General features: G+C 71.1%; 12 protein-coding genes and 1 pseudogene. 9 read left to right on the top strand and 4 right to left on the bottom strand.

The genetic code is table 11. The features are described from left to right. The first annotated feature begins 275 nt into the window (after window positions 1-275). The 4 genes from ACIBCU_RS14145 (at window position 276) to ACIBCU_RS14130 (ending at window position 5,163) form a co-directional block, all read left to right on the top strand. Window positions 276-1,289, top strand: a complete 1,014-nt coding sequence (locus ACIBCU_RS14145) for a hypothetical protein (RefSeq protein ID WP_362932144.1) — start codon at window positions 276-278, stop codon at window positions 1,287-1,289. A gap of 105 nt (window positions 1,290-1,394) precedes the next feature. After that, a complete protein-coding gene (locus tag ACIBCU_RS14140; protein WP_362932146.1) occupies window positions 1,395-2,291 on the top strand; it encodes a LysR family transcriptional regulator in 897 nt (298 codons plus the stop codon). Between the two features lie 229 nt (window positions 2,292-2,520). Continuing rightward, the gene (locus tag ACIBCU_RS14135; RefSeq protein ID WP_362932148.1) at window positions 2,521-3,522 is read left to right on the top strand and encodes a TIGR03842 family LLM class F420-dependent oxidoreductase; all 1,002 of its coding nucleotides are present in this window, start codon (window positions 2,521-2,523) and stop codon (window positions 3,520-3,522) included. A gap of 87 nt (window positions 3,523-3,609) precedes the next feature. Continuing rightward, the gene (locus ACIBCU_RS14130; RefSeq protein ID WP_399231476.1) at window positions 3,610-5,163 is read left to right on the top strand and encodes an NCS1 family nucleobase:cation symporter-1; all 1,554 of its coding nucleotides are present in this window, start codon (window positions 3,610-3,612) and stop codon (window positions 5,161-5,163) included. On the opposite strand, the gene ACIBCU_RS14125 is transcribed toward ACIBCU_RS14130, so the two are convergent. Continuing rightward, window positions 5,126-5,887: a hypothetical protein gene (locus ACIBCU_RS14125; protein WP_399231473.1), complete on the bottom strand. Its 762-nt coding sequence runs from the start codon at window positions 5,885-5,887 to the stop codon at window positions 5,126-5,128. The genes ACIBCU_RS14130 and ACIBCU_RS14125 overlap by 38 nt on opposite strands. A 199-nt stretch (window positions 5,888-6,086) precedes the next feature. On the opposite strand from ACIBCU_RS14125, the gene ACIBCU_RS14120 reads away from it, so the two are divergent. Both ACIBCU_RS14120 and ACIBCU_RS14115 read left to right on the top strand, forming a co-directional pair. Next, window positions 6,087-6,446, top strand: a complete 360-nt coding sequence (locus ACIBCU_RS14120) for a hypothetical protein (RefSeq protein ID WP_362932154.1) — start codon at window positions 6,087-6,089, stop codon at window positions 6,444-6,446. A gap of 194 nt (window positions 6,447-6,640) precedes the next feature. After that, window positions 6,641-8,131, top strand: coding sequence for an amidase (locus tag ACIBCU_RS14115; protein ID WP_399231471.1), 1,491 nt, complete (start codon window positions 6,641-6,643; stop codon window positions 8,129-8,131). On the opposite strand, the gene ACIBCU_RS14110 is transcribed toward ACIBCU_RS14115, so the two are convergent. Next, the gene (locus ACIBCU_RS14110; RefSeq protein WP_399231469.1) at window positions 8,109-8,918 is read right to left on the bottom strand and encodes a class I SAM-dependent methyltransferase; all 810 of its coding nucleotides are present in this window, start codon (window positions 8,916-8,918) and stop codon (window positions 8,109-8,111) included. The two genes, ACIBCU_RS14115 and ACIBCU_RS14110, sit on opposite strands and share 23 nt — an antisense overlap. Next, window positions 8,915-9,895 (bottom strand): carboxymuconolactone decarboxylase family protein, encoded by a 981-nt coding sequence (locus ACIBCU_RS14105; RefSeq protein ID WP_362932160.1) that lies wholly within the window; start codon window positions 9,893-9,895, stop codon window positions 8,915-8,917. Before ACIBCU_RS14105 ends, ACIBCU_RS14110 begins: the two co-directional genes overlap by 4 nt. A gap of 168 nt (window positions 9,896-10,063) precedes the next feature. On the opposite strand from ACIBCU_RS14105, the gene ACIBCU_RS14100 reads away from it, so the two are divergent. The 3 genes and pseudogenes from ACIBCU_RS14100 (at window position 10,064) to ACIBCU_RS14090 (ending at window position 14,207) form a co-directional block, all read left to right on the top strand. Then, a complete protein-coding gene (locus ACIBCU_RS14100; RefSeq protein WP_399231466.1) occupies window positions 10,064-11,200 on the top strand; it encodes a sensor histidine kinase in 1,137 nt (378 codons plus the stop codon). Beyond that, window positions 11,197-11,885: pseudogene (locus tag ACIBCU_RS14095) on the top strand (response regulator). The gene ACIBCU_RS14100 and the pseudogene ACIBCU_RS14095 overlap by 4 nt, the downstream one beginning before the upstream one ends. Before the next feature lie 99 nt (window positions 11,886-11,984). After that, window positions 11,985-14,207, top strand: a complete 2,223-nt coding sequence (locus tag ACIBCU_RS14090) for an NADP-dependent isocitrate dehydrogenase (protein WP_362932166.1) — start codon at window positions 11,985-11,987, stop codon at window positions 14,205-14,207. A 103-nt stretch (window positions 14,208-14,310) separates the two neighbouring features. Here the strand turns inward: ACIBCU_RS14090 and ACIBCU_RS14085 are convergent, their stop codons facing one another. Continuing rightward, window positions 14,311-15,375: a biotin/lipoate A/B protein ligase family protein gene (locus ACIBCU_RS14085; RefSeq protein WP_399231464.1), complete on the bottom strand. Its 1,065-nt coding sequence runs from the start codon at window positions 15,373-15,375 to the stop codon at window positions 14,311-14,313. Between the last annotated feature and the right edge of the window lie 512 nt (window positions 15,376-15,887).

The raw sequence follows: 15,887 nt of genomic DNA, 5'->3' as shown, positions 1-15,887 counted from the left end.
CGCCGTTTCGTCCGTTCCGGTGCTCGTGGACGTCATCTCGGCGGAGTGAAAGATTCCGATTGCCAGTGCGGTCGCGGCGATGCCATGAGTCAGGAAAGTGCGAGCCTTCATGTCGAGTCCCCCCAGTGAGTCTCATTCGTTTGCGGCGCCGTCCGGGCCGCACTGGAAATCTGTCAGTTCCGGAGATCCAGTTCGAGTGCCGTGGGGTGTCCTATGATGGTGCGGCAGCAAGTGGATAGCGACATATCGGGCATTCGATGGGGGTTGGTGGCCGAGTGGACGAGCATCACGAGTTGGACGAAGTCGCCGTCGCGACTTATGAGTTCGCGTTGCGGGCCGGTTCCTTCGGGGACGAGGACGTCGCCGGTCATCTCGGTGTCGACGTCCGCCTGGTCTCCCAGGCGCGCAAGACCCTGCAGGACATGAGGCTGCTTGCCTCGGCCGGGAGCGGGCGCGCGGTCGTGGCGCTCGACCCCGAGATCGCCGAGGCGGAGCTGGTCACACCGCTGGAGCTGTCGATCGCCCAGCGCCGCCGGGAGATCTCCAGCATCCACCAGCAGTTGCGCGTCCTGTCCTCGATGTACCGCGCGCGGGCCCAGCCCGTCGCCGAGGACGTGCCGATCCGCGTCCTCGACGACTTCGAGGACGTCAGGCGCGAGATCGACCTGGCACGAAGACGGTGTACCGACGAGCGCATCACCCTTCAGCCCGGTGGGGGCCGCAGCGCGGAGCTGCTCGACCAGGATCTCCTCCAGACCCTGGAGATGCGGGAGCGCGGCATCCGCATCCGTACCCTCTACCAGCACACCGCGCACGCCAGCCTCGCCACCCGCGCCTACGTGCGCCAGATATGCGAGGCCGGCGCCGAGGTCCGCACCGCCGAGGAACTGTCCGAGCGGCTGATCATCTACGACCGCAAGGTCGCCTTCATCCCCAAGGAACGTACGGGCAAGGAGCCGCCCGGCGCGGCGCTCGTCACCGACCCCACGATCGTCGCCTATCTCTACCGCTCCTTCGAGTCCGTCTGGCAGGGGAGCCAGACCTTCGACATCGGTGGGACCTCCGAGTACCACCATGCCGAGGACCTGCGGATATCGGTCGTCCGTCTGATGGCCATGGGCCTCAAGGACGAAGTGATCGCCCGTCGACTGGGAATGTCCACCCGCACATGCCGCCGTCATATCTCCGGAATCATGGGGGAGGTGGGAGCGACGAGTCGCTTCCAGGCGGGCATCCTGCTCGCGAAGCAAGGGCTGGATCAGGGCGACGAAAGCGTGACCGTTTCCTGACGGCGTCTGTCCTCGATGAGACAGCTGGTTGTTCTGGTCCACCCTCCCATGGGCTGATTTTCTTGTGTTCGCCACGTTCGGCGAAAACCGGACCTCGGAGGGGACATGGATATTCGGCAGTTGGCGACGTTTCACAAGGTGGGGACGCTGCTCAGTTTCACTCGTGCGGCGGCTGAACTGAAGTATGCGCAATCCAGCCTGACCGCCCACATCAAGAGCCTCGAGGAATCGCTCGAGGTGAGCCTTTTCGACCGGCTCGGTGGTCGGATCGAGCTCACCGACGCCGGGCGGCGTCTCCTGCCCTACGCCGAGCAGATGCTCACGCTCGCCGGTGAGGCGCGGGGCGCCGCCCTGGGCTCCGACGAGCCCACGGGCGCGCTCACCGTCGGCTCGATGGAGAGCATCACCTCCTACCGCATGCCGATGCTGCTGGAGTTCTTCCACCACCGTCACCCCGCCCTCCAGATCGTCCTCCGCCCCAGCCTCTGCGCCGAGACCTGCCATGCCCTGCGCCAGGGCCTGTTCGACCTGGGCTTCCTCATGGAGGCCGAGACCCGGCACCCGGGCGTCCAGACGGAGGTCCTCGGTTCCGAGCCCCTCACCCTCGTCGCCTCCCCGGGGCACCCCTTGGCGCAGGCGGAGAAGGTGACGACCGAGGCCCTCCGCAACGTCCAGGTCCTCTCCGCCGAAGCGGGCTGCGCGTACCGGGAACTCTTCGAGGCGGAACTCAACGACGGCACCGGCGAGTCGCTGCCCTTCCTGGAGTTCGGCACGATCGAGTCCATCAAGCGAGGGGTGTCCGCCGGACTCGGCGTCAGCCTTCTCCCCACGGCCACGGTCGCCGACGCCCTGGGGGCCGGGTCCCTGGTCTCCCTGCCCTGGGCGATCCCGTTCACGGTGTACACCCAGATCGCCTGGCGCCGGGGCAAGACCCTCACCCGCGAGATGCGGGTCTTCATCGACCAGACGATGCGGTTCCTCACCGAGGAGTACGCCCAGTAGCCGGCCTCTTCCTCCGCGACTCGCCCGAGCGGCTGTCGTCGCACGAGGTTCGACACGGCCCGATGTGGAAAGCTCTACCGGAGCACGTCGCTCACGGACGCGCCCGCGGAGCCGCTCCGGCGTGCCCCGGGACACCCGAGGACCGCGGCTCGGAGGGTTCCCGAGCGCAGCCGGTCCGGCCTCCACATCCCCGCGCTCCCTGCCGGCACCTGGACCAGGAGTATCTGCCATGGATTTCGGACTCGTCCTCCAGACCGATCCGCCCGCCTCGGCCGTCGTCGGACTCATGCGCCGCGCGGAGCGGAACGGGTTCCGCTACGGCTGGACCTTCGACTCGGCGGTGCTCTGGCAGGAGCCCTTCGTCATCTACAGCCGGATCCTGGAGCACACCGAGCGGATGGTCGTCGGCCCGATGGTGACGAACCCCGGGACCCGCACCTGGGAGGTCACCGCCTCCACCTTCGCCACGCTCAACGAGATGTACGGCAACCGGACCGTCTGCGGCATCGGGCGCGGCGACTCCGCGATGAGGGTGGCCGGCCGCAGGCCCAACACGCTGGCCCGGCTCGGTGAGGCGATCGAGGTGATCCGCGACCTCGCCGAGGGACGCGAGGCGGTCGTCGACGGACAGCCGGTCCAGATCCCGTGGGTGAAGGACGGCAGGCTGCCGGTCTGGATGGGCGCGTACGGGCCCAAAGCCCTCGCACTGGCAGGGGAGAAGGCCGACGGCTTCATCCTCCAGCTGGCCGATCCCTACCTCACCGAATGGATGGTCAAGGCGGTACGCGACGCGGCCGCCGCGGCCGGCCGCGACCCGGACTCCGTCACCATCTGCGTCGCCGCACCCGCCTACGTGAGCGAGGACCTGGACCACGCGCGCGAGCAGTGCCGCTGGTTCGGCGGCATGGTCGGCAACCACGTGGCCGACCTCGTCTCCCGGTACGGGGAGCACTCCGGCCTCGTGCCCGAGGCCCTCACGGCGTACATCGCCGGACGCTCCGGATACGACTACAGCCATCACGGCCGTACGGGGAACCCGGACACGGCCTTCGTCCCCGACGAGATCGTGGACCGCTTCTGCCTCCTGGGCCCCGCCGAGGCCCACATCGAGAAGCTCCAGGTCCTGCGCGACCTCGGCGTCGACCAGTTCGCCGTCTACAACATGCACGACGCGCGTGAGGCGACCATCGACGCCTACGGCTCGACGGTCATCCCCGCGCTGTCCGCCTGACCCGTCCCGCGTACCGGCGGCCGCTGTCCAGGCCCCGCACACCCGCGCCCCGCACGGCACCTCTCCCGAGCGAAGGGTCACGCCACCATGACCGCTACCGTCCCACCCGTCCCGCCGTCCGCCACCGGCGGCCCGATAACCGAACCGCCGGGCCGCGTCGAACTCGCTCCCGGAGCCGTCCCGGAGGACTCCCGCTTCGTCAACGCAGATCTCCTGCCGGTGCCCCTGGAGCGGCGCGAGTGGACGACGTACAACTTCGCGGCCCTGTGGGTCGGGATGGCCCACAACATCCCCTCCTGGCTGCTGGCATCCGGGCTCGTCGCGCTCGGCATGGACTGGAAGCAAGCCGTCCTCACGATCGCGCTGGCCAACGTGATCGTGCTGGCGCCGATGCTGCTGACCGGACACGCCGGGCCCAAGTACGGCATCCCCTTCCCCGTCCTGGCCAGGGCCTCCTTCGGGCTGCGCGGCGCCAACCTGCCCGCGCTGATCCGGGCCGCGGTCGCCTGCGCCTGGTTCGGCATCCAGACCTGGATCGGCGGCGTCGGGATCTTCACCCTGCTCGGCAAGCTCTTCGGCGGCTGGGCGCGCGCCGGTGAGATCGGCGGGCAGCCCTGGACCCTCTGGCTCTGCTTCGTCCTCTTCTGGGCACTCGAACTCGCCATCATCTACCGGGGCATGGACACCCTGCGGCGCTTCGAGAACTGGGCGGCGCCGTTCGTCATCGTCGGTGCGGTGGTCCTGCTGGTCTGGGTCGCGGTCAAGGCGGGTGGGTTCGGCCCGCTCCTGGACCAGCCGTCCGCGCTCGGCTGGGGCGCCGACTTCTGGCCGGTCTTCTTCCCCTCCCTCATGGGCATGATCGCCTTCTGGTCCACGCTCTCCCTGAACATCCCCGACTTCACGCGCTTCGGCGCCGGCCAACGCGCCCAGATCCGGGGCCAGTCGCTCGGGCTGCCGACCACGATGACCTTCTTCGCGCTGCTCTCCGTCCTCGTCACGTCCGGCTCGCAGGCCGTGTACGGGGAGGCGATCTGGGATCCGGTCCAGCTCGTCGCGAAGACGGACAACGTCTTCGGGCTGCTCTTCGGACTGATCACCGTGCTGGTCGCGACCGTGTCCGTGAACATCGCGGCCAACGTCGTCTCTCCCGCGTACGACTTGGCCAACCTCGCCCCGAAGCTCATCAACTTCCGTACCGGCGCGCTGATCACCGGGGTCGTTGGTGTCCTGATCATGCCGTGGAAGCTCACCGAGACGCCCGAGCTGTACATCTTCACCTGGCTCGGCCTGGTGGGCGGCCTGCTCGGCACGGTGGCCGGCATCCTGATCGCCGACTACTGGATCATCCGCCGCACCGTGCTCGACCTGCCGGACCTCTATCTGCCCGGGGGCCGCTACTGGTACACGGGCGGCTGGAACTGGCGCGCCGTCGTGGCCTTCGCCGTCGGCGGAGTGCTCGCGGTGGGCGGCTCCCACTCCGCACCGGGCAAAGGCCCGTTCCCGGCCGACGGCCTGATCCCGTTCCTCGAGCCGCTCGCCGACTACGGCTGGGCCGTCGGGCTGGCCTCCTCGCTGCTGCTGTACACGGTGCTGAGCCGGGGTGTCAGGACTGCGCCGGCGCCCGGCCCAGCACCGCGCTGACGTCCACCGTCTCGTCAGCGGGCGGCGTGGCCGTGGGCACCGGCTCGTCGAAGCCGGAGAAGTCCACGGCCGCGTCCGCCCCGTCTCCCCGCACGGTGATCCGCACCGGGTAGTGCTCGCCCTCGGTGCCGACGTACGCCGTCAGCTTCTGTCCGTGCAGTGTCCTGGTGACCGGCACGGTCCGTACGCCGTCGACCGTCGTCACCTTCCCCTTGGTGAACGCCCCGGCGGAGTGGCCGGCGTTGTCGGAGACCAGCTCGCGGAAGGTGTCCAGATCGCACGCCTCCACGACGGGCCGCAGCCTGGAGTCCGAGGCGGAGCCCTTCATGTACCGTCCGGCGAGAACGGCCTCGAAGGCCGAGCCGCCCACCGGGACCTGGTTCTCCCAGAAGTCCGCGTCCGGCTTCAGCCAGACCGAGTCGCCCCGTTTGACGATCTCGACCGAGCCCTCGTCCTCGCCGAGGTCCACGCCGCCCGCGCAGTTGCCGTTCCGGTCCAGGCGGAGGTCCACCGTCATCGGAGACCGGCCCTCCCCGAGGTCGCCCCGCGCACGCAGATGCACGGATCCGACGTCCAGCAGGGCGTCCCGGGAGCGGTCGGCGATCTGCTCGGCGGGGAGCGATTCGATGTCGTCGTCCGCCTGGGCCGCCGTGGTGCCGGTGACGGCGAGCACGACCACGGCCGCACAGGCGGCGGCACGGGTGGCGATGCGCTGTCCTGTCACGGCGCCTCCTCGGAAACGTCCCTGTTCAGGGCCTTCGCGAACGGGATTCACCCCATCTGGCGAGCGTACGCCCGCGTACGGTCGCGTGCACGGCGGGCCGGGCGTACGGAGGGTGAGGTTCGGCGCTGTTTTCGGCTACGGAACGTCGGGGAGCACTGCCCTGAAGATCACCGGAACCCGACCGGAACCAAGGGGAGACATGAAGAAGCTGTTCAAGGGGGACGTCGTCCGCACGCTGGCGCGGGGTGCCGCCGTCACCGGTCTGACCGTCGCGCTCGCCGTGCCGGCCACCGTCGCGATGGCTGTCGCACCCGCTGCCGCCATTCCGCCGGGTCTGTCCTGCGACACCGGCAAGCACGCGATCGACGACTACACCGGCTACGCGCTCTGCCGGAACAACGGTTCGGCCACGCAGACCTTCTGGGTGCACCTGGTCTGCGGCTGGTCGCCCGATGTGGACGGTGAGCACGTCACGCTGAGGCCGGGCGAGTCCGGACAGTCGACCGCCCACTGCGCCGGCCTCGGTACGGGGATCGGCGAGATCCACGTGCGCCCGTAGTACCCGCTGCCGGACGCCCGTCTCCCGCATGTACTCCCGGAGCCGCCACCACCCGGGGGAGGGAGACGGGTGCCGGTCCGTGTGCGGCGTGCTTGAGCGGACCTCCCTGCCTCGTTACCCTCCGGTAGACCGCTCGGCGGACTCCGGGCGGACCCCGGGGCCGGTGCTCCGGCGGACGCGAGGAGGCGGTGGCGATGTCCTCAGCAGACCCCACGGAGCGGACCGGGCCGGTCAGGCCGACGGAGCCGCCCGTACAGCCCGGACTCACGGACTGCGCCCGGGAGCTGGCCGAGGGCCGGACGACCTCGGCCGCACTCGTCGCCGCGGCGCTCGCGCGCATCGAGGCGAGCCGCCACACCCTCAACGCCTTCCGCCAGCTCCGTACGGAAGCCGCACTCGCCGAGGCCGCCGAGGCCGACCGGCGGCTGGAGGCGGGGGAGCGGCTTCCGCTGCTCGGGGTGCCGGTCGCCGTCAAGGACGACACCGACGTCGCGGGGATGCCCACCTACTTCGGCTGCGACGGCGCACTGCCGCCCGCCACCGAAGACAGCGAGGCGGTCCGCCGGCTCCGGGCCGCCGGGGCCGTCGTCGTCGGCAAGACCAACTCCTGCGAGCTCGGCCAGTGGGCCTTCACGGAAGGGGCCGCCTTCGGCGTCACCCGTAATCCCTGGAGCACCGCGCACACGCCCGGGGGCTCCTCCGGCGGTTCCGCGGCGGCCGTGGCCGCGGGGCTCGTCCCCGCCGCACTGGGTTCGGACGGCGCGGGCTCCATCCGTATCCCCGCCGCCTGGACCCACCTCGTCGGCATCAAGCCGCAGCGCGGCCGGGTCTCCGTCCACCCCAACAGCGACGCCTTCCAGGGCCTCACGGTCAACGGTCCCCTCGCCCGCACCGTCGCGGACGCGGCCCTCCTCCTGGACGCCGCGGCGGGACCGCACCCACAGGACCCGCACCGCCCGCCCGCCGTCGACGCGTCCGCCGCCGCCCGCCGCGACCCGGGCAGACTGCGCATCGGCCTCTCCCTGCGGCCTCCGCCCACCCTCACCCGCAACGCGCCCCACCCGGAGGTCCTGCGCGCCGTCACCGCGCTCGCCGAAGTCCTCGCCCGGCTCGGCCACCACGTCGAGGAGGCCCACCCCCGCTACGGGCTCATCGGCCTCTCCTTCGTCCCCCGGGCCACCGCCGGCATCGCCGAACTCGCCGCGCTGCACCCCGAGCCCGCGCTCCTCGACGCGCGCACCCGCAGTGCCCTGCGCACCGGGACCCGTCTCGGCGGCCGGATCGTGCGGGCCGCCCGCGCCCGTGAGGTACGCCAGCACGCCAGGATCGGCGCCTTCTTCGACACGGCCCGGGGCGGCCACGGTTACGACGTGCTGCTCACCCCGACCACGGCCGCCCCGCCGCCACGGGTCGGGGCGTTCGACCGGCTCAGCGCCTGGCGCACCGACCTCGCGATGACGTCGGCCTGCCCCTACGCCTGGCCCTGGAACGTCCTCGGCTGGCCCGGCGTCAATGTCCCGGCGGGCTTCACACGCGACGGCCTGCCCCTCGGCGCCCAGCTCCTGGGCCCCTCCCGCAGCGAGGCCCGGCTCATCTCACTCGCCGCGCAGCTGGAGGCCGACCGGCGCTGGTACGAGCACCGGCCGCCGGCCCCGGGCGCGATCAGCGCGGCCGACGGGCGCTGACCACCCATACGCCCGCCCGCAGCAGGACGCCCTCCGGGGTCTCGTGAGGGCGGAACACGTCCGTCATCGCGGCACGCGTCCGGTCCGTGACCGGCGGCCCCTGCGTACGGGAGACGAAGAAATCCACCGCGTCCGCCGCGTCCCCGCCCCAGCGGGTCGCGGCGGTCACCGGCACCGAGGTGATCTCCTCGAAACCCGCGGCCCCCAGCACCGACGTGATCCGCTCCGGATCCGACAAGGACGCCATGGCCGCCGCCACGGAGGTGTCCACGGCGTGGTCCCCGCCCACCAGAGAGGCCAGAAGGCCCAGTGCCCGGCGCTCCTCCCCGTCCGGCGGGGCGGGCCGGGGACAGACGAAGACCAGGCGGCCGCCGGCGCGCAGAGCCTCCCCGATATGGGCGAAGGCCGCGACGTGGTCGGCGAAGAACATCACCCCGCCCCGGCTGATCGCCACGTCGTAGCCGCCCGGTTCGAACGGATGGACCTGGGCGTCGCCCAGCTCGAAGGTCACGTCGCCGTCCCGCGCGGGATCGGTCAGGGCACGGGCCCGCGCGACGAGGGGCGCCGAGATGTCGACGCCGGTGACCCGCCCCCGTGGTGACAGCCGGGCGGCCGCCCGGCTCGTTCCCCCGCTGCCGCACCCGATGTCCAGCACCCGGTCGGTCACGCCGATGGCCGCGGCGTCGAAGAGAGCCGCGTCGAAGGGCGCCAGCATCGCGTCGTACCGGTCAGGGTGATCGGCCCAGTGCCGGCCCAGAGGGCCGTTCCATGCCTCCGCGGTGTTCACATGCGCTCCTCGGCAGTCGTCCGCATGGTGGCCTCGACGCGCTCGACGGCGCAGATCGCGCCGAAGGCGATCAGATGGACCAGGCAGTGATCCGTGAACGGCGGCACGCGCCAGGCCGCCACGTCCTCGTCGGTGATCCGGTACGGGGCCCGTGCGGCGAGCAGCGCGAGCCTGGCTCCGGGCCTCTCCGCCCGGTCCGGCAGCGGTGCGTTCAGGGGCAGCGGTGCGAGACCGTCCCAGCCCGCCACCGACTGCCGTACGAACGCGGCGTCCTCGTCGCTCAGCAGCCCCGCCCCTTGGTACGCGGCGGACAGCAGTGCGCCGTAAGCCGTGCCGACCGGGCTGTCCGCCGCCCACGGCGGCGCCTCGCCGGCCGTTCCGAGCAGCGGCAGGGACGTGCCGGGGCGCAGGTCGCGGCGCACGGTCGCCGCCAGCGAACGGCCCGCCGTCCTCCGCACCAGGCGGTACTTCTCCAGACCGCCCGGCAGCATCTGTTCGGACAGCAGCGAGGACACCACCCGGTTGATGAAGTGGAAGGCGAGCGCCGTCCCCACGTACTCGGCGGTCTCGTGCTCAGGGAACGGCCGCGGTGTGGTCATGTCCTTGCCCCAGGCGAGCAGGCTGCGGTCGCCGGGGTCCTCCGGCTCGCCACCCCGCAGCACGGTCTCGGCGAGCCGGTGGTCACCGGTGGCGTGCAGCAGCACGGCGTGCGCGGTGGCGCAGAACGGACACCGGTTGGCCAGGGACACCCCGGCCGCCACCAGCTCCTTCCCGGTGCGCGAGGCGCGCCCCGCGAGCAGCGACTCCCGCATCAGGGCCCAGGTGGCTGTGAGCAGGGGAGGGGAGGCGGACAGGACGACGAACGTCGTGGCGTCCTTGATCCCGAAGTCGGTGGCCAGTTGCGCGTAGACGTCCGCCACCTCTCCGGTGGCGGACTTCGGCGGTGCGGGCGAGGTGTAGCGGAAAGGTCCGGTCATGGCGACGATGCTCACCCGCGCCGCCCGCCCGGGTCGTCGTACGGGGGATGACGGTTGCGGCTGCCCCGGGGCGACGGGAAAACGTCCGTACTACTTCCCCGGGAGCAGTGGCGACACCGTCCTCCAGGACGACGCGCCCGCCGGCGTACGGGAGTTAGTGTGCCGCTCATGCGGGGGGACATCGACCGGCGGACACTGCTGGACGCGGCGGCCGCGGCGGTCATCGGGGCGGACGTCGTCACGGCGGCGTGCCTGGCCTCCTCGCCCGGCGGCCTCGACGTTCTGCTCGTCCTGGCCGGCTCCCTCGCGCTCGCCGCGCACCGCCGGGCGCCCCGCGCCGTGCTCGTGGTGACCACGCTCTGCATGTCCGGGTACGCCGTCCACGCGCATCCGGGGAGCTGGGTGGCGCTCCCCGTGGTCGTCGCCGTCCACGCGGCGGCGCGCAACGGGTACCGGGCGCAGGCGGCCGGAGTCGGGGCGGTGTTCCTCGTCGGCTACTCCGTGGTGCTGTTCGTCTCCGTGCCGGGAGTCCAGGACACTGTCGAGCGCACGCTGCTCCTGCTCGGCTGGTTCCTGTGCGCAGGGGTCACCGGCCTCATCGACAAGAACTGGCAGGCCTATCTGCGGCAGACCGAGAAGCGTGCGCTGGACGCCGAGCGCACACGGGAGGAGACGGCCCTGCGCCGGGCGGGCGAGGAAAGGCTGCGCATCGCCCGCGAACTGCACGACTCGCTGACCCACTCCATCTCGATCGTGAAGCTCCAGGCCGGGGTCGCCGTCCATCTGGCCCGCAAGCGGGGCGCGGAAGTGGAACCGGCGCTGCTCGCCATCCAGGAGGCGAGCGGCGAGGCGATGCGGGAACTCCGCTCGACACTGGAGGTGCTCCGCACCGACGTGGTGGACCCGGGCTCCGGTCTCGACCGGATGGACGAGCTCGCCGGGCGGGCCCGGGCCGCGGGCATCGTGCTGACCGTCGCCGTCGGGGGAGACGTACGGGCCGTGCCGGCCGAGGTCGACGGCGCGGCGTACCGCATCGTGCAGGAGGCACTGACCAACGTCGCCCGGCACGCGGACCGGGCGGGGACCTCGGTGCGGCTCACCTACGCGGACACGGCGCTCGTCGTGTCCGTCGACGACGAGGGCCCCTGTCTGCCCGGCGACCAGGTCACGCCCGGCACCGGACTGACCGGCATGCGCGAGCGCGTCACCGCTCTCGGCGGCACCCTCGAAACCGTGCCCCGCGCCCGAGGGGGCTTCTCGGTCCGCGCCGAACTGCCGCTGGCACCCCGGAGGGGCACCGGATGATCCGCGTCGTGATCGTCGACGACCAGGCCCTCATGCGCGCCGGATTCCGTGCGCTGCTGGACGCCGAGGAGTGCATCGAGGTCACCGGGGAGGCCGCCGACGGGCGGGCGTGGAGCTGGTCCGCGCGCACACCCCGGACGTGGTGCTCATGGACGTACAGATGCCCGTCATGACCGGGATCGACGCCACGCGCGAGATCGCGGCCGACCCGGCGCTCGACGGCGTGCATGTGGTCATCCTCACCAACTACGGTCTCGACGAGTACGTCTTCGACGCCCTGCGCGCCGGGGCCGCCGGATTCCTGCTCAAGGACACCGAACCGGCCGAACTCCTGAGAGCCATCGAGGTCGCGGCGGGCGGTGAGGCCCTGCTCTCCCCGTCCATCACGCGCCGGCTGATCGGCGAGTTCGTCTCCAGGCCCCCCGACCGTGCCACCGCCCCGGGCCTGGAGACGCTCACCCGCCGTGAGCGTGAGGTGACCGCCCTGGCGGCGCGGGGGCTGTCCAACGAGGAGATCGCCGTCCACATGGTGGTCAGCCCCTTCACGGCCAAGACCCACATCAGCCGTGCCATGACGAAGCTGGGCGCCCGTGACCGGGCCCAGCTGGTCGTCTTCGCGTACGAGTCCGGGCTGGTCGAAGCGCGCAGGGCCCCCGGCACTCCGCGCCCCGCCGGACAGGAGTGACCGGTTCCGCCGGAATGGGCGCGGGCCACTGTGGAGAGGGGGCCGGTCACGAGATATCTTGATGTCAAGCAATGTTGCAGACGTGGAGCGGAGCACCCGGTGACTGACTCGACCATCATCTATACGCACACCGACGAGGCCCCTGCCCTGGCGACGTACTCGTTCCTGCCTGTCATCGAGGCGTACGCCTCGACCGCGGGTGTCACGGTGGAGCGCCGCGACATCTCCCTGGCGGGGCGGATCATCGCCGGCTTCCCGGAGCGTCTCAAGGCCGATCAGCGTATCGATGACGCCCTCGCCGAGCTCGGTGAGCTGGCCAGGACTCCCGGCGCGAACATCATCAAGCTGCCCAACATCTCGGCCTCGATCCCGCAGCTGAAGGCCGCGATCGCAGAGCTCCAGGAGCAGGGATACGCGCTTCCGGACTACCCGGACGACCCGCAGACCGACGAGGACAAGGACGTCCGCGCGCGGTACGACAAGGTCAAGGGCAGTGCGGTGAACCCCGTCCTGCGTGAGGGCAACTCCGACCGCCGCGCCCCCGCGTCGGTCAAGAACTACGCCAAGGCGCACCCGCACCGCATGGGCGCCTGGACCGCCGACTCGAAGACGAACGTCGCCACCATGGGCGTCGACGACTTCCGCTCGACGGAGAAGTCCGTCGTCATCTCCGAGGCCGGTTCGCTGCGCATCGAGCTCGCGGGCGACGACGGCACCACCACGGTGCTGCGCGAGTCCGTCCCGGTCCTCGCGGGCGAGGTCGTGGACGCGGCCGTCATGCGCGTCGCCGCGCTGCGTGAGTTCTTCACCGCACAGGTCGCGCGCGCCAAGGCCGAGAACGTCCTGTTCTCCGTGCACCTGAAGGCCACGATGATGAAGGTCTCCGACCCGATCATCTTCGGCCACGTGGTCCGCGCCTTCTTCCCGAACACCTTCGCCAAGTACGGCGACGCGCTCGCGGCGGCCGGCCTGACCCCGAACGACGGCCTCGGCGGCATCCTCAAGGGCCTCGACTCCGTGCCGCACATCGGCGCCGAGATCAAGGCGTCCTTCGAGGCCGAGCTCGCCGAGGGCCCGGCCCTGGCGATGGTCGACTCCGACAAGGGCATCACCAACCTCCACGTGCCGAGCGACGTCATCGTCGACGCGTCCATGCCCGCCATGATCCGCACGTCCGGCCACATGTGGGGCCCGGACGGCAACGAGGCCGACACCATCGCGGTCCTGCCCGACAGCAGCTACGCGGGCGTCTACCAGGTCGTCATCGACGACTGCCGCGCCAACGGCGCCTTCGACCCGTCGACCATGGGCTCCGTGCCCAACGTCGGTCTGATGGCGCAGAAGGCCGAGGAGTACGGCAGCCACGACAAGACCTTCGAGGTCCCCGTTACCGGCACGGTGCGGGTCGTCGACGGCAAGGGCGACGTCGTGCTGGAGCAGGCCGTCGGCGCAGGTGACATCTTCCGGATGTGCCAGACCAAGGACCTCCCGATCCAGGACTGGGTCAAGCTCGCCGTCACCCGCGCCCGCGCGACCGGCAACCCGGCCGTGTTCTGGCTCGACGAGGGCCGCGCGCACGACGCCAACCTCATCGCCAAGGTCAACACCTACCTGGCCGACCACGACACCGACGGCCTGGACATCTCCATCCGGACGCCGGAGGAGGCCACGGCCTTCTCCCTGGAGCGCATCCGCCGCGGCGAGGACACCATCTCGGTCACCGGCAACGTGCTGCGTGACTACCTCACCGACCTGTTCCCCATCCTCGAGCTGGGCACCAGCGCGAAGATGCTCTCCGTCGTCCCGCTCATGAACGGCGGCGGACTGTTCGAGACGGGTGCCGGCGGCTCCGCGCCCAAGCACGTCCAGCAGCTGGTCAAGGAGGACTACCTGCGCTGGGACAGCCTGGGTGAGTTCCTCGCCCTCGCGGTCAGCTTCGAGCACCTCGCCACCACCACGGACAACGCGCGCGCCAAGGTGCTCGCCGACACCCTGGACCGGGCCACGGGCACCTTCCTCAACGAGGACAAGTCCCCGAGCCGCAAGATCGGTGGCATCGACAACCGCGGCAGCCACTTCTACCTGGCGCTCTACTGGGCGCAGGAGCTGGCGCGGCAGACCGACGACGCCGCGCTCGCCGAGGCGTTCGGACCGCTCGCCAAGACGCTGTCCGAGCAGGAGCAGACCATCATCGACGAGCTGGCCGCCGTCCAGGGCAAGCCGGCCGACATCGGTGGCTACTACCAGCCCGACCCCGCGAAGGCGGAGGCCGTCATGCGTCCGTCGGCCACCTTCAACAAGGCCATCGCGACCCTGGGCTGATCCCCCCCGCATCGCGCTGAACGACGGCCGCCCCGGCAGGTGCCCACCTGCCGGGGCGGCCGCGCGCGTTCCGGGCTCCGCCCCGCCCGGCGCCGGAGCGCGCCTACGGCACCCGTGCCGTCCACTCCGTGCTGCTGAACTTCGTGGCGGCCAGCTCCTCCGCCCGCGCCAGCTCCTCGCGGGTGACACCGCCGGCGGCGAGTCCGTAGCGGTCGCGGAAGGACCGCACCATGCGGTCGATGACCGCCTCCCGGGGCAGGCCGGTCTGACGGCGCAGCGGGTCGACCCTCTTCTTGGCCGACTTGGTGCCCTTGTCGGACATCTTCTCCTTGCCGATGCGGAGGACATCGAGCATCTTGCCGGCGTCGATGTCGTAGGACATGGTGACGTGGTGGAGGATCGCGCCCGGCCCGCCGTCGGGGCCGACCATGCGTTTCTGGGCGGCTCCGGCGATTTTGCCGACGTCCGTCGCGATGTCGTTGAGGGGCTGGTACCAGGCCTTGATCCCCATGTCGCCGAGCGCGTCGAGAACCCATTCGTCGAGATAGGCGTAGGAGTCGGCGAACGAAAGTCCTGAGACCAGGGAGGAGGGGACCGAAAGGGAATACGTGATGGTGTTCCCGGCCTCCACGAACATGGCTCCGCCGCCGGAGATGCGGCGCACGACCGTCACGCCGTGGCGCGCCGCGCCCTCGGCGTCGACCTCGTTGCGGAGGGACTGGAAGCTGCCGATGATGACCGCCGGGGCGCCCCACTCCCAGACGCGCAGCGTCGGGGGCCGGCGCCCGGCGGCGACCTCGGCGGTGAGCACCTCGTCGAGGGCCATGTGCAGGGCGGGGGACTGCGGTCCCTCGTGGATGAGCTGCCAGTCGTAGTCGGTCCAGTCGGTGGCCTGGGCGAGTGCGCGCCGGACCGCCACGGCGACGCCCTCGGCGGTGATTCCGTACATGACGGTGCCCTCGGGCAGCATCGCTTCGACGCGGGCGGCCAGACCTGCGGTGTCGGTGTCGGCGGGGGCGCCTTCCAGCGCCTCGTCGATCGCGGTGATGGCCTCGTCGGGTTCCAGGAAGAAATCGCCCGCGACCCGTACGTCGCGCAGCACGCCGTCCTGATTCTTCAGGTCGACCACCACGAGTTTGCCGCCAGGAACCTTGTATTCGCCGTGCATCGCCGGGCCTCCGATGAGTTGAACCGCTTGTGACATCAGCGCTCGCCGGGCTCGTTGTCTTCCCCGCGAGTGACCATCGGTAATGAGGCTGCGGGACAGGAGATCAGGAAACCGCCGCGACGCGCGGTGACTCCGGTCCGTAGTCATGACGACGGCTGCCGGCGCCGCCGCCCAGGCCGCCGTCGGATGCGGAGCGGAAGGCTCCGGGCATCCGTATACGAACCGGAGGCCGCATCCGGGCCGTCGCGGCCCCGGGACCCGCAGGTGAGCGGTCGTGCCGGGGCGACCACAGGCGTTCCGTTATCCGATCGTCAGGTAAAACCCGTCCGCTATGTGGGCCGAGGCCTTGCCTTGCGGACTGTATGCGAAATACGGTCGGCGATATTCCTTGATCACCCCTGGCGGGAGGTAGGCCCCCGTGCGCCGAAAAGCGGTTGCCCTGGTGGCGGTTGCGTTGGTGTCCCTCACCTCGGGCTGCGCGTCGTTGCAGTCCTCGGCGACCGAAGTCGGTG

It is taken from the genome of Streptomyces sp. NPDC051064, from assembly GCF_044455985.1.
In the GTDB taxonomy this organism is placed as follows: domain Bacteria; phylum Actinomycetota; class Actinomycetes; order Streptomycetales; family Streptomycetaceae; genus Streptomyces.
The sequence above is the reverse complement of the archived record's forward strand: the minus strand, read 5'-3'. Positions and strand labels throughout refer to the sequence as shown.

Excerpts from the sequence above, each read along its gene's own strand:
- ACIBCU_RS14140 (WP_362932146.1), top strand. The coding sequence starts at position 1,395 with ATGGATATTCGGCAGTTGGCGACGTTTCACAAGGTGGGGACGCTGCTC.
- ACIBCU_RS14135 (WP_362932148.1), top strand. The coding sequence starts at position 2,521 with ATGGATTTCGGACTCGTCCTCCAGACCGATCCGCCCGCCTCGGCCGTC.
- ACIBCU_RS14130 (WP_399231476.1), top strand. The coding sequence starts at position 3,610 with ATGACCGCTACCGTCCCACCCGTCCCGCCGTCCGCCACCGGCGGCCCG.
- ACIBCU_RS14120 (WP_362932154.1), top strand. The coding sequence starts at position 6,087 with ATGAAGAAGCTGTTCAAGGGGGACGTCGTCCGCACGCTGGCGCGGGGT.
- ACIBCU_RS14115 (WP_399231471.1), top strand. The coding sequence starts at position 6,641 with ATGTCCTCAGCAGACCCCACGGAGCGGACCGGGCCGGTCAGGCCGACG.
- ACIBCU_RS14105 (WP_362932160.1), bottom strand. The coding sequence starts at position 9,895 with ATGACCGGACCTTTCCGCTACACCTCGCCCGCACCGCCGAAGTCCGCC.
- ACIBCU_RS14100 (WP_399231466.1), top strand. The coding sequence starts at position 10,064 with ATGCGGGGGGACATCGACCGGCGGACACTGCTGGACGCGGCGGCCGCG.
- ACIBCU_RS14085 (WP_399231464.1), bottom strand. The coding sequence starts at position 15,375 with ATGCACGGCGAATACAAGGTTCCTGGCGGCAAACTCGTGGTGGTCGAC.